General features: G+C 61.0%; 16 protein-coding genes. 4 read left to right on the forward strand and 12 right to left on the reverse strand.

All coding sequences use genetic code 11. The features are described 5' to 3' along the window. Window positions 1-28: 28 nt before the first annotated feature. The 4 genes from PSH86_RS22030 (at window position 29) to PSH86_RS22045 (ending at window position 3,417) form a co-directional block, all read left to right on the forward strand. Entirely contained in the window at window positions 29-655 is a 627-nt protein-coding gene (locus PSH86_RS22030) for an alanyl-tRNA editing protein (protein WP_305484906.1), read from the forward strand. A gap of 476 nt (window positions 656-1,131) precedes the next feature. After that, the gene (locus tag PSH86_RS22035) at window positions 1,132-2,355 is read left to right on the forward strand and encodes a type II and III secretion system protein family protein (protein ID WP_249015411.1); all 1,224 of its coding nucleotides are present in this window, start codon (window positions 1,132-1,134) and stop codon (window positions 2,353-2,355) included. A gap of 56 nt (window positions 2,356-2,411) precedes the next feature. Next, a complete protein-coding gene (locus tag PSH86_RS22040; protein ID WP_109754530.1) occupies window positions 2,412-3,125 on the forward strand; it encodes a tetratricopeptide repeat protein in 714 nt (237 codons plus the stop codon). Between the two features lie 22 nt (window positions 3,126-3,147). Further along, window positions 3,148-3,417 (forward strand): DUF3613 domain-containing protein, encoded by a 270-nt coding sequence (locus tag PSH86_RS22045; RefSeq protein WP_109754409.1) that lies wholly within the window; start codon window positions 3,148-3,150, stop codon window positions 3,415-3,417. A 1,302-nt stretch (window positions 3,418-4,719) separates the two neighbouring features. On the opposite strand, the gene PSH86_RS22050 is transcribed toward PSH86_RS22045, so the two are convergent. From PSH86_RS22050 to PSH86_RS22105, 12 genes are all read right to left on the reverse strand, one after another. Then, window positions 4,720-5,682: a type II secretion system F family protein gene (locus PSH86_RS22050; RefSeq protein ID WP_109754411.1), complete on the reverse strand. Its 963-nt coding sequence runs from the start codon at window positions 5,680-5,682 to the stop codon at window positions 4,720-4,722. Window positions 5,683-5,709: 27 nt separating this feature from the next. Next, window positions 5,710-6,696 (reverse strand): type II secretion system F family protein, encoded by a 987-nt coding sequence (locus tag PSH86_RS22055; protein WP_305484911.1) that lies wholly within the window; start codon window positions 6,694-6,696, stop codon window positions 5,710-5,712. Next, window positions 6,693-8,135 (reverse strand): CpaF family protein, encoded by a 1,443-nt coding sequence (locus PSH86_RS22060; RefSeq protein WP_109754413.1) that lies wholly within the window; start codon window positions 8,133-8,135, stop codon window positions 6,693-6,695. The genes PSH86_RS22055 and PSH86_RS22060 overlap by 4 nt, the downstream gene beginning before the upstream one ends. Window positions 8,136-8,138: 3 nt before the next feature. Next, window positions 8,139-9,359, reverse strand: coding sequence for an AAA family ATPase (locus PSH86_RS22065; protein ID WP_163857437.1), 1,221 nt, complete (start codon window positions 9,357-9,359; stop codon window positions 8,139-8,141). Continuing rightward, window positions 9,353-9,847 (reverse strand): TadE/TadG family type IV pilus assembly protein, encoded by a 495-nt coding sequence (locus tag PSH86_RS22070; protein WP_109754415.1) that lies wholly within the window; start codon window positions 9,845-9,847, stop codon window positions 9,353-9,355. Before PSH86_RS22070 ends, PSH86_RS22065 begins: the two co-directional genes overlap by 7 nt. Continuing rightward, entirely contained in the window at window positions 9,847-10,326 is a 480-nt protein-coding gene (locus PSH86_RS22075) for a TadE/TadG family type IV pilus assembly protein (RefSeq protein ID WP_109754416.1), read from the reverse strand. Before PSH86_RS22075 ends, PSH86_RS22070 begins: the two co-directional genes overlap by 1 nt. Window positions 10,327-10,334: 8 nt before the next feature. Continuing rightward, window positions 10,335-11,651 carry a TadE/TadG family type IV pilus assembly protein gene (locus tag PSH86_RS22080; RefSeq protein WP_305484921.1) on the reverse strand — a complete coding sequence of 439 codons (1,317 nt, stop codon included), beginning with the start codon at window positions 11,649-11,651 and terminating at the stop codon, window positions 10,335-10,337. 71 nt (window positions 11,652-11,722) lie between these two features. After that, complete coding sequence (gene cpaB / locus PSH86_RS22085; protein WP_109754418.1) at window positions 11,723-12,538, reverse strand: Flp pilus assembly protein CpaB; 816 nt, start codon at window positions 12,536-12,538, stop codon at window positions 11,723-11,725. Window positions 12,539-12,553: 15 nt separating this feature from the next. Beyond that, window positions 12,554-13,882 carry an AAA family ATPase gene (locus PSH86_RS22090; RefSeq protein WP_109754419.1) on the reverse strand — a complete coding sequence of 443 codons (1,329 nt, stop codon included), beginning with the start codon at window positions 13,880-13,882 and terminating at the stop codon, window positions 12,554-12,556. Between the two features lie 2 nt (window positions 13,883-13,884). Continuing rightward, window positions 13,885-14,415, reverse strand: a complete 531-nt coding sequence (locus tag PSH86_RS22095; protein WP_109754420.1) for a prepilin peptidase — start codon at window positions 14,413-14,415, stop codon at window positions 13,885-13,887. 26 nt (window positions 14,416-14,441) lie between these two features. Next, the gene (locus PSH86_RS22100; protein ID WP_109754421.1) at window positions 14,442-14,636 is read right to left on the reverse strand and encodes a Flp family type IVb pilin; all 195 of its coding nucleotides are present in this window, start codon (window positions 14,634-14,636) and stop codon (window positions 14,442-14,444) included. A gap of 155 nt (window positions 14,637-14,791) precedes the next feature. Continuing rightward, on the reverse strand, window positions 14,792-14,986 hold the full coding sequence (locus PSH86_RS22105) for a Flp family type IVb pilin (RefSeq protein ID WP_008070254.1): 195 nt from the start codon (window positions 14,984-14,986) through the stop codon (window positions 14,792-14,794). Between the last annotated feature and the right edge of the window lie 179 nt (window positions 14,987-15,165).

Raw genomic sequence — 15,165 nt, forward strand, 5'->3', positions numbered from 1 at the left:
GTCACAATTTCTGATGTGGATATGGCACATGACGCTACGCCTCTTTTTCCATAGCGATGACCTCGAGGCCAATGTGGAAGTCCTGGATTGCAGCCCCCGGGAACACGAGTTTGCCGTGGTGCTGAGCGCCACACTGTTCCACCCCCAGGGTGGCGGTCAGCCCTGCGACACTGGATGGATCGGCGCAAGCCAAGTGCTGCGCGTGGTCCAGGACGGGCAACAGATCGTTCATTACGTCGACAGCCCGGTGGCCTTGGGCATGGCTGCGATCCGCGTGGATGCGCAGCGGCGACAGTTGAATTCACGCCTGCACTCGGCCGGGCACCTGATCGGCCATTTCGCCGAAAGCCGTGGCTGGAAGCCGATCAAGGCCCATCACTGGCCCGGCGAAAGCCGCGTGCAGTTCCAGCCTGGGGAAGACCCTCAGGAACTGGACATCTCGATCATTCAGCAAGGCATCGACGAATGGATTGCCGACGACCTGCCGCGCCTGATCACGTCGCGCGAAGGCCTGCGGGAAGTCGGTTTCGGTGAGCTGGCCGCCTACGGTTGCGGCGGTACTCACGTGCAGCGCCTGCGCGAACTGGGAACAGTCACCATTGCCTCGCTTTCGCAAAAGAAAGGAACACTGTCAGTGCACTACCACGTGGCCTGATCTGCGCCAGACCCTGCGACCAAAAAACGGCTCGCAGGCATCCCCCTGTCCCCAGAAAGATATGCCCTGCGTATCGCCCTTCACAACACGAAAAGACAAATTATTGACGGTCATGTGAGCTAATTTTTCCACCCGTCACTTTTTAGTCATTTTTTTGATTCGTGGCGTGGCGCTTTGCCATGTTTGAACTACCGTGAAACAGAAGCGATGACAGGCTCGGCAAAACGCTCATGAAGCGACCTGATCGACACCGTCGTTGCCTTCGAAAACCCCGGAGACCCGGGAACCGAAAAGTTGTTCGCAAGCTGCCTGTCGTTCAGTCAGGCCGGAGAAATGCGCCCGTTTGCTTATAGCGACGAGGCCTGAAACCGGCATATGAACAGGCCGGCGAGATGGAAAGGGGCAGCCCGGGCCTCTTAAGTGATCCGAGGCAAATGGTTAAGCCTAGGGATGGTCTCTTTATCGAGGATCACTTCATGACCCATCGTACTGCTCCGGTTCTAAAACATTTCATTCATGGCCTGTTCTGGATGGGTCTTGGCTTGGATGCGGCCCAGGCCGCCGCGGCAAACTGTTCGCAACTGGACAATCTGCCGGCGACCTTCGAAGTCGGCCAAGGGCTCCAGAGCGAACTGCGCATCCTCGCCCCCGTGACGAAGCTGGCAGTCGGCGACCCGAAAATTGCCGATGTACAGCCCAGCGGCAGCGATGCCTTCATTCTCACGGGTCTGGCGCCCGGCGCCACCAGCCTGATGGTCTGGACGGACTGTTCGAAGATCCCCCGCCAGAGCATGGTCTTTGTCAAAGGCAGGGCCACTGAGGCGCTGACCAGCGCAGCGAGCATGCCTTCCGAAGACCCGATGCTGCTCGCCCAGGTGCAGACCGACATTCGCTTCGTTGAAGTCAGCCGGAACAAACTCAAGGAAGCCTCGACGTCGATTTTCGGCAGCCGTGGCAATTTCCAGTTCGGCGCGCCGAGGACCTTGCCCTCCATCGGCGGCATTGTCCGGCCTTCATTGCCGGTCAACAACGACATGTTCAACCTGTCTTTCGCCACCGGTAAAACGCTGTTGATGATCAACGCGCTGGAAGGCAGTGGTTTCGCCTATACCCTGGCGCGGCCAAGCCTGGTGGCCCTCAGCGGGCAGAGCGCGAGTTTCCTGGCCGGCGGTGAAGTGCCGATCCCGGTGCCCAGCGCCGGCAGCGACAACGTGTCCATCGAATACAAGGAATTCGGTATTCGCCTGACCCTGACCCCCACCGTCATCGGCAAGAATCGCATCGCCTTGAAGGTGGCGCCGGAAGTCAGTGAACTGGACTTCACCAACGCGGTGAACATCGCCGGGACATTAGTGCCAGCACTCACGGTGCGCCGTACCGATACCAGCATCGCCCTGGCCGACGGCGAAAGCTTCGTCATCAGCGGCCTGATCAGCACCCGCAACAGCTCACAGGTGAACAAGTTTCCGGGGCTGGGAGATATACCGATTCTCGGCGCGTTCTTTCGCGACAACTCCATCAACCGCGAAGAGCGTGAACTGCTGATGATCGTCACGCCACACCTGGTTCAACCGTTGGCCGCCGACGCGCAACTGCCAACATTGCCAGGTGAACAACTGCGCAATTACGACCCGAACTTCTATCGCATGTACTTCCTTGAACATGGCGAATTTGACAACCGCAGCGGGCTTTCTCAATGAGCCGGCGCCTGATGTGCAAGGCATCCAATATCCAACGGGTTGCCAAGGGGCATTCAATGAAAACAGTGATCGCATTAACGGCGACCTTGATGCTCGCCGGCTGTGCCAGCAACAGCGCGGTGGCTCCACGCACGGCCGATTGCGCCAAGCCTGGATCCGACCAGGAACTGGCCCTGAACATGGCGGAAGACATGGCCAACGAGGGCCGTTTGTACGCCAGCCTGGCGAACCTCGAACGCTTGCCCGAGGACTTGGTCCAGGTCCGCCTGCGCAAGGCTCGGGTACTGCGCCTGATGGGGCGCAACGAGGCTGAACCGTTATACAAAAGCCTGCTCGGGACATGCCTGGCCGCTGACGGTGAACATGGCCTTGGCCAGTTGGCGGCCGCCAGAAATGACAATGCGGCCGCTACGCAATACCTCGAACGCGCAGCGAAAATGGCTCCCACCGAAGGCAAGATCCGCAATGACCTGGGGGTTGTCTACCTCAATCAACGACGCATTTCAGAAGCCCGCTTCGAGTTCATGACCGCCATGGAGCTCCAGCAGTCAGACCCGCTGGCAGCGCTCAACATGGTGACTCTGCTGATCTACCAGGACAACTGGAAGCAGGCCGCCGAGCTCGCGAACATGGCCAAGCTGAGCCCCCAGCAAGTGGCGGATGCCCAAGCCCGCGCGGAAAGAATCAGGGGTTCGGCCCCTAACGCAATGACGTCACCCGCCAACCGCCCCACCGAGATCGTCGATGCCTCAACCGGCGCGATCAAGTAGAGCGTTACGAGGAGTCCAAGAGATGATGACCAAACAACTGATGATCGCATGCCTGGTGGGCCTTTCCAGCACCGCCTGGGCAATCGAACCAGGCCCCTCTTCGCCAGCACAGCAAGGCACAGAGAGCTGGATGCAACTGCAGATTCGCGGCGTGGTAGCCTCCACCAACCTACAAACCGCCTCGGCCGCCGAACGCGAACTGGCCATGCAGCGCTGGCTCAACAGCTTCAACTACCCGATCCCGGAATTCTTTGACCAGGACTCGGGGGGAGAGATCACCAGTAGTAAATGAAACACGCAGGAAACGAAAGATCGCGGCCTTCGGCAGTGTCTACATTTGATCCGATGTAGGTACTCCTGAAGGCTGCGGTCTTTTGGCTTGAATGGTCGGTAGAGCACAGGCCTGAACCTGTGGGAGCGGGCTTGCTCGCGAAGGCGGCCTCACGATCAGCACCTTCATTGACTGTCGAACCGCTATCGCGAGCAGGCTCGCTCCCACAATGGGCCTGCGGTGAACACAAGTCTCCTGAACACCCAAGATCAACCGTGGGAGCGAGCTTGCTCGCGATGACGGCCCCACATTCAACACCTTCATTGATTGTCACACCGCTATCGCGAGCAAGCTCGCACACAATGGGCCTGCGGTGAACACAAGTCTCCTGAACACCCAAGATCAACTGTGGGAGCGAGCTTGCTCGCGATGACGGCCCCACATTCAACACCTTCATTGACTGTCACACCGCTATCGCGAGCAGGCTCGCTCCCACAATGGGCCTGCGGTGAACACAAGTCTCCTGAACACCCAAGATCAACCGTGGGAGCGAGCCTGCTCGCGATGACGGCCCCACATTCAACACCTTCATTGACTGTCACACCGCTATCGCGAGCAAGCTCGCTCCCACAATGGGCCTGCGGTCAACACAAGTCTCCTGAACACCCAAGATCAACCGTGGGAGCGAGCCTGCTCGCGATGACGGCCCCACATTCAACACCTTCATTGACTGTCACACCGCTATCGCGAGCAAGCTCGCTCCCACAATGGGCCTGCGGTCAACACAAGTCTCCTGAACACCCAAAATCAACCGTGGGAGCGAGCTTGCTCGCGATGGCGGACCGACATTCAACACCTTCATTGACTGTCAAACCGCTATCGCGAGCAGGCTCGCTCCCACAATGGGCCTGCGGTGAACACAAGTCTCCTGAACACCCAAGATCAACTGTGGGAGCGACCTTGCTCGTGATGACAGCCCCACATTCAGCACCTTCATTGACTGTCAAACCGCTATCGCGAGCAGGCTCGCTCCCACAATGGGCCTGCGGTGAACACAAGTCTCCTGAACACCCAAGATCAACCGTGGGAGCGAGCCTGCTCGCGATGACGGCCCCACATTCAACACCTTCATTGACTGTCACACCGCTATCGCGAGCAAGCTCGCTCCCACAATGGGCCTGCGGTGAACACAAGTCTCCTGAACACCCAAAATCAACCGTGGGAGCGAGCCTGCTCGCGATGACGGACCGACATTCAACACCTTCATTGACTGTCAAACCGCTATCGCGAGCAAGCTCGCTCCCACAATAAGCGCTGCGTGTTCTACATATTCCCAAAAGCCCTGAACACACCAATCATGGCCGGACCAATGGCGACCAGGAAAAAACTCGGCCACAGGCAAAAGATCAACGGAAAGATCAGCTTGGTGCCTATCTTGGCCCCCATTTCTTCCGCCGCCTGGGTCCGCCGATCACGAAACTCATCAGCGTAGATGCGCAGAGTATCGGCCACACTGGTACCAAAACGGATACTTTGCGCCAGCAGACTGACCAGCCCCTGGATATCCTCCAGGCCGGTGCGCACGGCCAATTGCTTGAGCGCCTCGGTGCTGGTGATGCCCGCCCGGATCTGCGCATTGACCAGCGCCAGCTCCTCAGCCAACTCAACCTGACTGACCGACATTTCTTCAGCCACCCGTTCAATCGTCGTGGGCAGGGCCAGGCCCGACTCGACGCAGACCACCATCAGGTCCAATGCATCCGGGAACGCGGCGCGCAACCGGCCTTGTCGTGCCTGCTTGCGTTTGCCGACATAGATCGCCGGCAGCAACCAGCCAATGCCTGCCACGAGGGTCACCGCCAACAGGCCGATGACCACTGAAACCTTGACCATCGGCAACAGCAACAACGCAACGCCGACCAGCAACAACGGCAACATCAGGCGCACGGCCCAGTACATCTGCACCGCCGAGGCAGAGCGGTAACCGGCGTGGGTCAACAAAGTCTGGGTAGCGGACGTGTGGGCTTGGTCGGTCGAGGCAAAGCGCTGGCCGACCCGTTCCAGCAAGAGCTGCAGGTTACTGGGCGCCTCTTGCCCGGTATTGCCACCGTAACCACGCTTGATCAGCGCCAGACGCCGCTGTACCGGATCCTGCAGGCCCAACAACAATAGCAGGAGTGCGACGGCCGCCAGCACTGTACTGAGGCCAATCGCGGCAATGAACAACAGGCGCGCCAGTTCTTCGTTACCGGTAAACCGACTCAACAATCCGAGCAAAAAGTCCATGACTGAAACCTCTCGGCGCGACAGCGCTTAAACTTGGATCCGGATGATTTTTCTTATCCAGAAAATCCCGATCAACATGGCGCAGAACGCGCCGATGATCAGCTTGTGCCCTATGGGGTCATTGATCAGCACCGGCATGTAGCTGGGGCTGGTGAGCACGATGGCGATCGCCAGCACGAACGGGATCGCCACCAGCACCCAGGCCGACATGCGCCCTTCCGCCGACAGCGTCCTGATCTTGCGCTGGAAACGAAAACGTCCACGAATCAGGCGGCTCAGGCGCTCCAGCACTTCGGTCAGGTTGCCGCCGGTCTCGCGGTGGATGAGGATCGAGGTCACCAGCATCATCACCGTCATGCTCGGCATGCGCTCCAACAGACCGAGCATGGCCCGGCGCACGTCGTTGCCATAGTTGATGTCGGAAAACGTCATGCCCAATTCCTGGGCGACCGGCCCCTTGTGCTCCTCGGCGACCAGACGCAGGGTTTCGTTGAACGGGTGGCCGGCGCGCAAGGCCCGGCACATGGCGTCCAGCGCATCCGGCAAACCCTCTTCGAACGCGGCGAAGCGCTTGCTGCGGTCACGCAGGATCTTCAACACCGGCACCCAGGTCACCGCAAATGCCGCCAGCAGCGCCATCCACCAGACCGGCGAGACCATCAGCACCAGGGCACCGGCCGCCACTCCCAGGATCAGACCGAGCAGCATGACCCGATAAGCCCGGTATTCATGACCGGCCTGCTCGATCAGTTGCGTCAGGTTGGCCATGAACGGCAGTTGTTCCAGACGGGCTTCCAGGGGCGACAGGCGCGTCAGGTATTTCTGCCGCAACACGGTCTGCATGTTGGGCAAGTGGTTGGCCTTCTCCAGCACATGCAGACGCCCGCGAATGCGCTTGCGCATTTTGCCGGCCTCGCCGAACACCGGCACCACCACGCCCTGGGACAGCAGGAACACGGCAATGAACACCATGCCAAGGAAAATCAGGATGAACTCGCCGGGAATATTGTTCATGACGACCGGCCCTCCATCCACTCAGGGCGAAACAAGGTCAGCGGCAACTCGATTCCACGTTTGGCCAGCACATCGCGGAAGGCCGGGATCATGCCGCTGGGCCGATACTCCCCGAGCACCTCGCCGTGCTCGCCGATGCCTTGGCGCACGAAGGAGAAAATTTCGGTCATGGTGATGACCTCCCCTTCCATCCCGTTGATCTCTTGCATGCTCACCACGCGTCGCTTGCCGTCTTCTTGACGCTCCAGTTGGATCACCACATCGATGGCCGAGGCAATTTGTTGACGCATGGCCTTGATCGGAAAAGTCGCCCCGGTCATCGACACCATGTTCTCGATTCGCCCCAGGGCGTCGCGTGCGGTGTTGGCGTGAATGGTGGTCAGGGAGCCGTCGTGGCCGGTGTTCATCGCCGTGAGCATGTCCAGCGCCTCGGCACCGCGCACCTCGCCGATGACAATGCGGTCCGGACGCATGCGCAGGCTGTTGCGCACCAGTTCCCGCTGGCTCACCTCGCCGCGCCCCTCGATGTTCGAAGGCCGGGTCTCCAGGCGTACCACGTGGGGCTGCTGCAGTTGCAACTCGGCCGAATCCTCGATGGTGACGATGCGTTCGTTATGGGGAATGAAACTGGAGAGCACGTTGAGCATGGTGGTCTTGCCGCTGCCGGTCCCGCCGGAGATCAGCACGTTCAGGCGACCGCGAACAATGGCCTTGAGCAGCAAGGCAATGGCCGGGGTCATGGTGCCGACCTGAATCAGGCTGTCGGTGTTGAGCAGGTCCACGGCGAAACGCCGGATCGACATGCTCGGACCGTCGATGGCCAGCGGCGGAATGATCGCGTTGACCCGCGAACCGTCCTTGAGCCGGGCGTCCACCAAAGGCGAAGATTCGTCGATACGTCGCCCCAGGCTGGAAACGATGCGATCGATGATGTTCAGCAAATGCTGGTCATCGCGAAAACGCACATCGGTGCGTTGCAGCTTGCCGAAGCGTTCGACATAGACCGAGGCAAACCCGTTGACCAGGATGTCGGACACGCTATGGTCGGCCAGCAGCGGTTCCAGCGGCCCCAGGCCGAGCACTTCGTCGGTGATCTGCTTGATGATCAACTGCCGGCTGGCGGTACTCACCGGGGCCGAATGCTCCTCGAGCAGGCGCTGGCAGATATCGCGGATCTGCCGCGCGGCCTCGACTTGTTCGAGGGCATCGAGCAACGACAGGTCCATGACCTTGAGCAATTGCTGGTAGATCTTCTCCCGCCATTCGGCCTCCACCGGGGTGACCTGGCTGCGGGTTTCGTAAAGCACATCCGGAATGGCCTGCTCCCAGGCCATCAACGCGTCTGTCGGGTCCGGCAGGCCGTCATTGGGCGGGGTACCCACTGAGGCGCCAGGTTTGGCGGGCTGTTTGCGCAAGCGGTTACGAAAGTCGCTGATCATGGGTCATCCCCCGAAAAAACGGTTGAAGGCACGTTTAAGCAGGCCCTTGTCTGTGGCCATCTGGTGACCGACCAGGTCTTCGGTCAAATCGCGCAAGGCGGCGGTGATGGCCGCCTTCGGCGCATGTAGCCCCAACGGCACGCCAGTGTTCTGACTCTGGCTGACCAGGTTGAAGTCATTGGGCAATTTCGACAGGTTCGCGCAACGCAGGGCTTCGCCGATGTCCTTGAGGCTGACGGCGGCGGATTTGTCATAGCGGTTGACCACGATCTGCAACTGATCGCCGCGCACGCCCAGGTCTTCGCGCAGGATCCGCACCAGGGCGCTGGCATCGCGCAGGTGGCTGACGCTCTGTTGCACCACCACGTACACCCGGTCCACCTGTTCCAGCACCGAGCCGGTGAGGTGATCGATCTGCCGCGGCAGGTCCACCACCACCCAGTCATAACTGGCACGGGCCAGTTGCAACAGGGCATCGAGCTGTTCGGGTTGGGCGTCCTGGGGCAAGCACAATTCGCCAGCCCGGCCACCGAGTATGTGCAGGGTCGGACTGAAGTGACTGCAAAAACCCCGCAGCGCGACGCTGTCCATGTCGTCGATCTGCTGCAGCACTTCCAGATGGCTGTGGGACTGCGCCACGTCCAGGTAATGGGTCACACTGCCAAATTGCAGGTCCATGTCCAGCAACAAGGTATTGCCCGCTCGAGCGCTGAGCTGCTGGGCCAGGTTGCACGCTACCAAGGTCCCGCCTGAGCCGCCCTTGGCGCTGATCACCGCGACCAGCTTCCCTTCGTTCCCGCTGCCGAGGCGGACTTCCGTCACCAGGCGATTGAGCGCCGCGACCAATTCCGTATCGGCGACGGGTTCGGGCAGTACATCCCGAGCGCCGGCCTGCATCGCCAGACGCATGCCCTCCTGCTCGCCCAAAGGACCACACACCAGCATCGGTGGACGCTCATGGGCCGGACGCTGCAACAATGCCGACAGCTCTTCGCGCCACAGGTGGCTGACGCGAAGCAGCAGCAGGTCGGGCATGCGCTCCAGGCCATAGAGCGGGTCGACATGCCCGTTGCTGACCAGGCGTGTACTGACCTCAAGGCCAGGCATACGTTGGCAGACGCATTGCAGGTCGCGCAGGGCCGTGGCATCGCGGCTGCTGATCAGTATCCGCAGCCCGGCTCTGCCAGTCGTGGTCGAAAGCGGAGTTTCCCTGGTGTTCAGCATGGTGTGATCTCCCCGGAATCGGAATGACGCCCAAGGCTTTCGCGTGGCAAGGTTGCCCTGAAGGTGGGCAAGGTAATGGGCACGCCCAAGCCGGGAATGAACAGGTTGAAAACGAAGTTCTGCACGCTCAGCCGGACATAGCGGACAGCACGGAAGCCCGTGCTGCCGGATGTATCGGCGGGGTTCGCCACCACGGCGCCATTGACGTCCAGGTAAGTCAGCGCCAGGTTCGAGGTCGCCAGGCTGGTGATCAGTTGGCTGGTACCGGCGTCCGTCGCGGCGTTGAAGATAGCCCGGCGCAACACCACCGGATCGCTGATATTGCACACCGCCGCCAGGCGTACTCCACGCCGTGCCGCTTCATCCAGCGCGTTGACCGTGAAGTACAGCCGGCCCATTTCCACCACGCCGAACAACAGGATGAACACCAGCAAGCCCACGAAGGAAAACTCCACGATGTAGGTGCCGCGCATGTGTTTATGGTTCATCACAGCGCCCTCATGACGGTGGTCGCGACCAACTGGATGCCCAGCGGAATGGCATTGCCGAAAAATCCTGGAATAGACCCGGTGCAGTTACCCGCACCGATCACCGGGCAAAAGGTGTAGGTAATGGTGACGCGCACATGATCGATGCCCTCGGCGGCGACCTGCACGTTAGCCGTGGTCAGCCCTGACACCACGGCGGTGCCGGCAGCACTGGGCACGCCATACACCGCGACGTTTTTCGTCTGGGTCAGTAGCGTGTTGTTCAACGTGATACCGCCGAGAGTGGCATTCCACGCCTGGCTGGCGACGAAGCGGTCGGCATCGCGGCTGGCCTGAAGCAGTACGTTGTACTGGTAGAGCATGCGGCCGAACTCGCCGAAGGCCAGCAGCAACAACAGCAGCAACGGCAGCACCAGGGTGAACTCCACCAGGGCCACGCCTCGCTGGGCTTGCGCCGGTTTGAAATGAGAAAGTCCCATGACGCCTCCTACGAGTCGGTGCTCGGAGTGCCGCTGCCGTTGAGGTAGGTTTTGTAGAGCTGGATGATCTGTGGGCCCGAATCGGTGGACGGCGTGGGACCCGGTACGTTGTCGCCTTCACATTCCTTGACGAACTGACCGAAGATGATGGAGTCCGAACCACCACCATTCACCGGCTGCAGGACGAAGTAACAACCGAACCCCAGGACGGGAATCGAGGTGGAGCCACCCTGCTTACCGGTGCAGTTGCCTACCACGATCTTCAGCATCCGGCGCTCGAAAACGCCGTTGCTTTGGCAGCCACTGCCGCCTCCCGCGACACACGCGGCGACGCTGGTACGCCAGTCGTTGTAGTCCAGCATCGCCTCGCCGCCCGCCGAGAGATCGCCGTTGCTCGAGGTAACGGCCTTGCCTTTGTATTGCGCCTGGGAGAGCGCATCGTTGTAGGTCATCGCCGGGGTGCCGGACGTGGTGACCAGGTCCGGCGGGTAGTCGGAAGAACTGACCGGGCCGTTGTAGATACCAAAACGCGTGTTCAAGCCTTGTGAGGTCGGGCCGGCTTTATTACCTGGCGCAGTCTGGACGTTGTCCCCGACATTGCGGCAAACCGAGCCACCGCCGGCCAGGTCTTCACGGACTGCACTGCCACCTGAGCCGAAATCCAGCAATTGGAAGTTGCCTGGGCCGATGGGCGATGTGTTGCCCGCCGCGGTCTTCAAGACCGTCAAGTCGCCAAAGTGATAACTCCAGAAATTACCGGCGGCCGGGTTGTATTGAGTGGGATCGCCACAGACCATCAACGGCGCCAGGTCACAAGGCGAGGTCGGGCTGGGACCAGCAGTGGCAATCGCCGTCACGCGCTTGTTGCCCAAGCCGGCGCTGCCCATCGTTTGCACGAAGCTCCAGAAAAACCCGCTCAATTGATAGCTGGATACCGACACCCGTACGTATTTGGCATCGCTAGGTCCTGGGTAGGAGAACGGGCCGTAGACGCTGCTGGACAGTTCCACCACGGCAAACACACCCGGGTTGCCGGCGACAGCGGTGGCCAGCTCGGTGTTGCCGACGGCGTTGGCATTCCTGTTGAGCGTGTCCAGGGCCGCCGCGCGGGTGGTGCTGGCCATATTGATGCCGCCGCTCACCTGGCTCAGGGTCTTGGCCCCGCCCAAGGCGGCGGCATCCACCGCATTCTGCAGGCGCGTCTTGTTCAGCAGCATGTGCCCGCCATCCAGGGCCAACGCCGCCATCATGGAAATCGCCACCAGCGCGATGACCATCAACACACTCACCGCCCCTCCCTGGCGCCGGATATTGGCATTCATCATCGAGCCCTCATCTGCAACGTTTGAGGATCGGTATCGCCACGGCCCGGGAGGGCCTGGCATGCAGGCGCTATTCAGCGAACATTGATCACGCTGCTTTCAATCCCACGGATCAACGTGATCGACCCGCCTTGGGGCTTGGCACTGCGCTGCACCACAGGTTTTGGCGGCGCAGCGGCAGCCACTGCCATGACCGGCGCAGGGGCTGGCGGGGCAACGGCCACGGCCTTTTTCTCCAGGTTCAGCGGGTTGCGCAAGGCCAATTGCAGCTTGCCTTCGGTTTGCGCAGTGACCAGCGCTTCCGCTTCGCTGGCGGACATTTCCAGCGTCACGGCCCGCACCACCACCGGCTGGGTCTTGTCGGTGCCCGCCGTCTGGTCCACCGCCAGCACCCGCAGGTTTTCCAGGATGGTCCGCGACGTGGCGCTGTTGCTGCCGGCGCTGGTGGTCTTGGTTGCCAACACATCGACCCGGTTGCCCGGCAAGAGGAAGCCGCCCACGCCGACCACATCATCCACGCGTACCGATATGGCCCGCTTGTCCGGTGCGATCAGCGAAGCCAGGGTGCTGCCGCCCAAGTGCTCGCTCAGACGCGCGCCTCGCACGATGTCGCCGCGCAGGATGTCGAAGGTGGCAATCTTGCCCACGGCCTGTTCGCTGGAATCGAAGGCATCGTCCGGGATCGTGTCCATGGGCATGCGCACGGTGGTGACTTGCTGGGCCTCGACCATCTGCCCGAAGGGGATTTCCACCGTGGCGACCACCACGCTTCGCAGGTGATCATCGGGGGTCGCGTTGAGTCGCGCGCTCAGCCAGGAGTCAGCCATCCATGCGGCACCAAGGCCCATTACCAGGGAAACGCCTATCAGCGGAAGCGTACGAGAGCTCATGTCGGTATCTCCAGATCAAAGGAAGTCGAGCTGAACGAAGTAGTTGTGCCAGGCCCATTCCAGTTCTTGCGGCAACAGGGGGCCGGAACCGCCCAGGTAACGCTGGCGGTCGAGCGCCATGTTCAACAGGTCACGGGGATGGCAAGGCACCAGCGGCATGCCTTCGCCTGCATACAGCCGCTGCAGGACATAGCGCACCAGCAGCGGATCGTAGGGGATGCCCAGGCGTTCGCACTCCTGGCGCCAGATGCGTTCGTATTCCTCGGGCTTGAGGTAACCGAACTGCACCTTGTAGCCGATGCGCCGCAGGAAGGCCTCGTCGGCCAATTCGAGGGGGTTGAGGTTGGTGGAAAACACCAGCACCAGGTCGAACGGCAGCTCGCAATGCCGGCCGCCCCCCAGGTTGATGAAGTCGCGCTTCTCCTCCATGGGCACGATCCAGCGATTGAGCAGCTCGGCCGGGGCCATGCGCTGGCGGCCCATGTCATCGATGATGAACAGCCCGTTGCTGGCCTTGAGCTGCAACGCCGCCTGGTATTGCCGGGTGAACGGGTCGTAGCGCACGTCCAACTGCTCCATGCTCAGCTCGCCGCCGGTGATGACGATCGGGCGTTTGCAGCACAGCAGCCGGCGGTCGATGCCTTCGTTGAGCATCAGGTTGTTCGCTTGGCCGTTGTCATCCAGGCGCTGATGCACCTGCGGGTCGTAGATCTCGATCACCGACTCGTTGATGACGATGGCATGGGGCACCCAGATGGCCTCGGCGAACAGCCGGATCAATCGGCTGCTGACGTAGGTTTTGCCCGTGCCCGCCGGGCCGTAGATCATGATCGCCCGCCCGGAATTCAGGGCGACGCCCAGTTGGTCGAGCATGCCTTGGCTCAGCACCAGGCCGGCCAAGGCTTGGTGCATGTCCTTGGCGGTGATGCGGCCATGGTGAATGGTCTGGATCTTGATCAGCGAGCGATAGGTGCTCACCGGAAACGGGGCCGCGCCGATGTAGCCGCTACGGGCCAGGGCATCGCGGGCCGAACTGCGGCCGCGCTCGGTCAGGCCATAACGCAGCGTCTGCACGCCCGTTTGTCCCAACTGGCCCAGCACTTCGACGCGACCGTCCTTGCGCAGGAACGCCAGGACTTCTTCCAGTACCGCGCCGGTCAGGGCCAGGCGCTCCACCAGCCGAGTCATGTCCAGCACACCGGCATCGTGCAGATGCTTGCATACCAACTCACCCAGGAAACTGTCGGTCAGGCCGGTGTCGCGAATGGTGCATGGCTGTGGCGCCAGGCGTTGCACCGCTTCCCGTTCGCTGGGGTAGGCATCGCTATCGTTGATGACGTGCATGACTAGACTCCCCAGCCGCCGGCAACCAGTTGCCAGTAAACGCTGTTCAAAGTACCGATCAGGATCGCAATCGAATAAGGAAAGGGTTTGCCGGCCACTTCATCCGAAGTCGGCGCCAGATAAGACTGGGCGCGCACAATCAGCCAGTAGCGCCCCAGGGTCTGGAGCAGTTGGCCGCGGGCCAGGACGATCAGAAAACCGCACACACCGCCGGCGATCAGGCTGAACAGCGCCGCCCACAGTGCGTAATGAAAAGGCAGGAAGCTGCCGACCATGGTCATCAGCTTGACGTCACCGGCGGCCATGCCACCGACGGCGTACATGGGCAGGAACAGCCCGAAACAGATCAGCATGCCCAGCAGGCTATCGCCCAGGCCGCCGATCCCGCTGGTATAGACCTGGCCGGCCAATCCCAGGGCAAGGCCCAACAGGACCAGCGTGTTGGGGATGCGGTGGCGAAGCAGATCGCTCACCACCGCCACACCCAGCAGTCCCAGCAGTAGTACCGTCGACACCAGCAATTCCATGGACATGATGCGTCTCCCTAGAGTGATTTTCGTTAGCAGGCGACGTTGCTATTGACGACCTGGCACAGCGCCCGGATCTTGGTATCGACGGCGCCGCCCAGAAGGACGAATGCCGCGGCTACCAACACCGTGATCAAGCCACCGGCCACCGCGTATTCAACGATGGTCAGGCCGTCTTCATCTTTGGCGAACTTGCTGATCGAAGTGCTTATGGTCTGGAGAGTCATTTCATGAACCTCACGCTCGTAAGTAGTACTGCTACGAACTTGCTTGGAGGGGACAGCGCGAAGTCCATTTGATGTATTCGTTGTACTCACTACAAAAGAGTCGCAGCGTTATTCCTTGAAAGTTGCCGTGTCCCCGTCATCGCAAGTTGCCGCTGTCAGCAGGCAACGTTGCCGTTGACCGCCTGGCACAGTGCACGGATCTTGGTGTTCACGGCGCCGCCCAGGAGAACAAACGCGGCGGCCACCAAGACGGTGATCAACCCACCAGCCACGGCGTATTCCACAATGGTCAGGCCATCTTCATCTTTGGCGAACTTCAGTACCGAAGCCTTGATTGTTTGAAGAGTCATTTCGCACACCTCATCGGGGTTGTTTTCTCAAGGGGCAGTACATTGCGAACTGCCTGATGCAACCCTAGTCAGCAGGTGGTGATAGCCGTTAGGAGGATTTTGCACATCGCTAGGATTTTTTTGCGGGGGACGAGAACGGCTGCGAGGTCGGAAAACCCATCCGTGCCGCAGCGCAAACG

The organism is Pseudomonas sp. FP2300 (assembly GCF_030687595.1).
In the GTDB taxonomy this organism is placed as follows: Bacteria; Pseudomonadota; Gammaproteobacteria; order Pseudomonadales; family Pseudomonadaceae; genus Aquipseudomonas; species Aquipseudomonas bijieensis.

Coding starts and splice junctions, on each gene's coding strand:
- PSH86_RS22055 (WP_305484911.1), bottom strand. CDS start 6,696: ATGAACAATATTCCCGGCGAGTTCATCCTGATTTTCCTTGGCATGGTG.
- PSH86_RS22040 (WP_109754530.1), top strand. CDS start 2,412: ATGAAAACAGTGATCGCATTAACGGCGACCTTGATGCTCGCCGGCTGT.
- PSH86_RS22060 (WP_109754413.1), bottom strand. CDS start 8,135: ATGATCAGCGACTTTCGTAACCGCTTGCGCAAACAGCCCGCCAAACCT.
- PSH86_RS22065 (WP_163857437.1), bottom strand. CDS start 9,359: ATGCTGAACACCAGGGAAACTCCGCTTTCGACCACGACTGGCAGAGCC.
- cpaB (WP_109754418.1), bottom strand. CDS start 12,538: ATGAGCTCTCGTACGCTTCCGCTGATAGGCGTTTCCCTGGTAATGGGC.
- PSH86_RS22030 (WP_305484906.1), top strand. CDS start 29: ATGACGCTACGCCTCTTTTTCCATAGCGATGACCTCGAGGCCAATGTG.
- PSH86_RS22100 (WP_109754421.1), bottom strand. CDS start 14,636: ATGACTCTCCAGACCATAAGCACTTCGATCAGCAAGTTCGCCAAAGAT.
- PSH86_RS22050 (WP_109754411.1), bottom strand. CDS start 5,682: ATGGACTTTTTGCTCGGATTGTTGAGTCGGTTTACCGGTAACGAAGAA.
- PSH86_RS22090 (WP_109754419.1), bottom strand. CDS start 13,882: ATGCACGTCATCAACGATAGCGATGCCTACCCCAGCGAACGGGAAGCG.
- PSH86_RS22105 (WP_008070254.1), bottom strand. CDS start 14,986: ATGACTCTTCAAACAATCAAGGCTTCGGTACTGAAGTTCGCCAAAGAT.
- PSH86_RS22045 (WP_109754409.1), top strand. CDS start 3,148: ATGATGACCAAACAACTGATGATCGCATGCCTGGTGGGCCTTTCCAGC.
- PSH86_RS22075 (WP_109754416.1), bottom strand. CDS start 10,326: ATGGGACTTTCTCATTTCAAACCGGCGCAAGCCCAGCGAGGCGTGGCC.
- PSH86_RS22095 (WP_109754420.1), bottom strand. CDS start 14,415: ATGTCCATGGAATTGCTGGTGTCGACGGTACTACTGCTGGGACTGCTG.
- PSH86_RS22070 (WP_109754415.1), bottom strand. CDS start 9,847: ATGAACCATAAACACATGCGCGGCACCTACATCGTGGAGTTTTCCTTC.
- PSH86_RS22035 (WP_249015411.1), top strand. CDS start 1,132: ATGACCCATCGTACTGCTCCGGTTCTAAAACATTTCATTCATGGCCTG.
- PSH86_RS22080 (WP_305484921.1), bottom strand. CDS start 11,651: ATGATGAATGCCAATATCCGGCGCCAGGGAGGGGCGGTGAGTGTGTTG.